The 2,974-nt window shown below is 70.0% G+C and carries 3 protein-coding genes; 1 reads left to right on the forward strand and 2 read right to left on the reverse strand.

Annotation, left to right across the window (positions count from 1 at the left end):
- On the forward strand, positions 1–924 hold a 924-nt coding region (locus tag ACY0I8_RS17425), incomplete at its 5' end, for an ABC transporter ATP-binding protein (RefSeq protein WP_461395759.1).
- Here ACY0I8_RS17425 and ACY0I8_RS17430 read toward each other — a convergent pair.
- Both ACY0I8_RS17430 and ACY0I8_RS17435 read right to left on the reverse strand, forming a co-directional pair.
- Complete coding sequence (locus ACY0I8_RS17430) at positions 921–1,142, reverse strand: hypothetical protein (RefSeq protein ID WP_459942022.1); 222 nt, start codon at positions 1,140–1,142, stop codon at positions 921–923. The two genes, ACY0I8_RS17425 and ACY0I8_RS17430, sit on opposite strands and share 4 nt — an antisense overlap.
- Positions 1,143–1,334: 192 nt before the next feature.
- Positions 1,335–2,974 (reverse strand): aldehyde ferredoxin oxidoreductase family protein (locus tag ACY0I8_RS17435; protein WP_461395760.1); only part of this gene is annotated, 1,640 nt, incomplete at its 5' end.

The raw sequence follows: 2,974 nt of genomic DNA on the forward strand, positions 1-2,974 counted from the left end.
CTGGACGGCCGGGACGTCACCCGGCTTCCGCCCGAGGCCCGGGGCGTGGCGTACGTGCCCCAGGATCTGGCCCTCTTTCCCCACCTCACCGTCCGGGAGAACATCCTGTTCGGGCTCCGGGCCCGGGGCCGGGCCGGGCCCGAGGTCGACCGGAAACTCCGGCGCTGGGTGGAACTGCTGGACCTGGGAAGGGTGGTGGGGCGCCGGGACGTGCGTACCCTCTCGGGCGGGGAGCGCCAGCGGGTGGCCCTGGCCCGAGCCCTCGTGACCGAGCCCCGGGTGCTCTTTTTGGACGAGCCGTTCTCGGCCCTCGACGCCCCCCTTCGCCGCCGGCTCCAGGCCGAGTTCCGGGACCTCCAGCGCCGGATCGGGGTCACCGTGGTCCAGGTGACCCACGACCCCGAGGAGGCCTTCCTCATGGCCGACCGCATGGCCATCCTGATGGCCGGCCGCATCGAGCAGACCGGCCGGCCGGCCGAACTCTACAACCGGCCGGCCAACCTCCGGGTGGCGCGGTTCCTGATGCTCCAGAACCTGTTTCCGGGCACGGCCGGGCCCGTGGGCGACGACGGCTACCAGCGGCTCCGGATCGAGGGGGTGGCCCGGGAACTCCTCCTCACCCCCGACCCCCGGTTTCCGGCGGGCGCCCGGGTGGTGGTGGGCATCCGGCCCGAGGAGGTGATCCTGGTGCGGCCCGACCGGCCGCCCGACACCGCCCGCCAGAGAAACCTGCTCCTCGGCGAGATCCTGGAATGGGCCGACCTCGGCCACTCCCGGCTCGTGCGGCTCCGGGTGGAGGGCATCACCCTGGACGTGTGGCTCAACATCCGCGCCGCCCGCGAATACCCCATGGAGCCCGGCATGGAGGTCTGGTGCCACGTGCGGCCCTGGAGCTTCTGCCTCCTGCCACCGGAACAGGCCTAGATTGGTCCCGTTTTCCCGGCGGTGTAGATGCCCACGGTGCAGCGGTGGGGGCCCGATGGTCCGTAGGGGACAAACGCGACGCGCTCGCCGGGGCGGACTACCGTGCTCAGATCCTGGGCCCGGTAGGTCACCAACAGCGCCTCGGCGCGGTCCGACGAAAGCCCGAAGTTTGCCGCGATCTCCCCGGGCCGCAACCCCCGGCGGCGGGACCTGAACACCCAACTCGGCCGGCACCCCCCGTGCGCGAAGCACGGACTGGGGACCACCGAACGCGAGCACCCGCCTACCGCCGGGCAGTGCTTTGCAAACAGGCTGCCTCGGGGCCTCCCGGCGCTGCCATCCCCGTTTCCCTTTCCCGACGGGGAAACCGGGCGGGAGGTCCCCTCCCGCCCGGCGTTTGCCCACCCCGGCTACTCGACGAAATTGAACACCTGGTCGAGTTCCTCGTCCGGCACCATGAACACCGTGTTGTGGGGCGGCAGGGGCTCCCGGTACATCCAGTCGGGCAGCCGGTCGTCCGCGTTGGTGAACCCGGCGGCCTGGTTCCATTTGCGCTCGATCGAGAGCACCGTCTTGCCCAACTCCGTCACGTCGTCCGGGCCCAGATTCGTGCCGTAAAACGCGTTGATCATCTCGTAGACCGCCTCGAACGCCTCGGGCTTGTCCATCACCGCAAACGCCACGAACAGGCAAAGCCCCGTCGAGTCGATGGCGGCCGTGGCGATCTGCAGGTTCCGGCTCAGTTCCACCTGCCCCTCGGGCTTCAAGGGGTCCACGTAGCCCCCCACCTTCAGGATGTTCGTCGCGATCGCGTACCCCGCCGTGTGGTCCGCCCCCATCGTGGAGGTGGCGTAGGTCACCCCGATCCCCTGGATCGCCCGCGGCTCATAGGCCGGCATCGCCTGCCCCTTCACCACCGGCACGTGGGCCACCCCGAAGCACTGCCCCGTCACCTTGGCCCCAGACCCCAGGATCCGCCCCAGCGGCGTGCCCTTCCCCACCTCCTTGAGAAGCTCGATGGCCGCGTTCGCGTCCCCAAACTTCGCGAGCCCCGCGTCCATCGCCACCGCAATGGTGGCCCCCATCTCGATCGTGTCGAGCCCGATGTCGTCCGAGAGCCGGTCCATCTCCGCGATGGCGTCCAGGTCGTCGATGCAGCAGTCCGTGCCGAAGCTCCAGATCGTCTCGTATTCCGGGCCCTTGGTCTTGTAATGGCCGTCCTTGTCCATGTAGATCCGCGAACACTGGATCACGCACCCCGAGTGGCACCCGTGGGCGATCTTGCCGCCCCGCTCCAAAATCACGTCGTGCTGGGCCTCGCCCGAGATCTTCGATGCCCCCTCGAACCGCCCCTCCCGGAAGTTCCGGGTGGGCAGGCCCCCCGCCTCGTTGATGATGTTCTGGAGCACGTTCGTCCCGTAGGTGGGAAGCCCCTCCCCCGTCACCGGGTGCTCCTTGAGGGCTTTCGCGAACTTCTTCGAGGCCTCCCGGAACGCCTCCTTGTTCTGTGGCTGGCGCATCTGGGTCTCGGAGTCGTCGAGCACGATGGCTTTGAGGCCCTTCGACCCCATGACCGCCCCCAGCCCCCCCCGGCCCGCGTGGCGGGTGGGCCGCATCTCCCGGTCGGTGCAGGCGATCGAGGCCGCGGTGAGGCCCATCTCCCCCGCCTGCCCGATCGTCACGAACCCGATCTTCTTCTCCCCGTACTTCTCCACGAGCTTCGCCACGGTGTCGTAGTTCCCCAGGCCCTTGAGCTCCGGGCTCTCCACGAGCTTGACCGAACCCTTCCGGAGTTCCAGGGTGTAGCGCTTGTCCGGGTCGGCCGGCTGGTCCTCGATCACCAGGGCCCGGATCCCCAGCCGGGCCAGGATCTGGCCGGCCTGCCCCCCGGCGTTCGCCTCCTTGATGGTGCCCGTGAGCGGGCTTTTGCCGCCCACCGAGATCCGGCCCGAGATCGGCGCGGCCGACCCGCCCAGAAGCCCCGGCGCGAACACGAGCTTGTTGGCCGGCCCCAGGGCCGTGCAGGTGGGCGGCACCTCCTCGGCCACGA

This window comes from Deferrisoma sp., assembly GCF_054681715.1.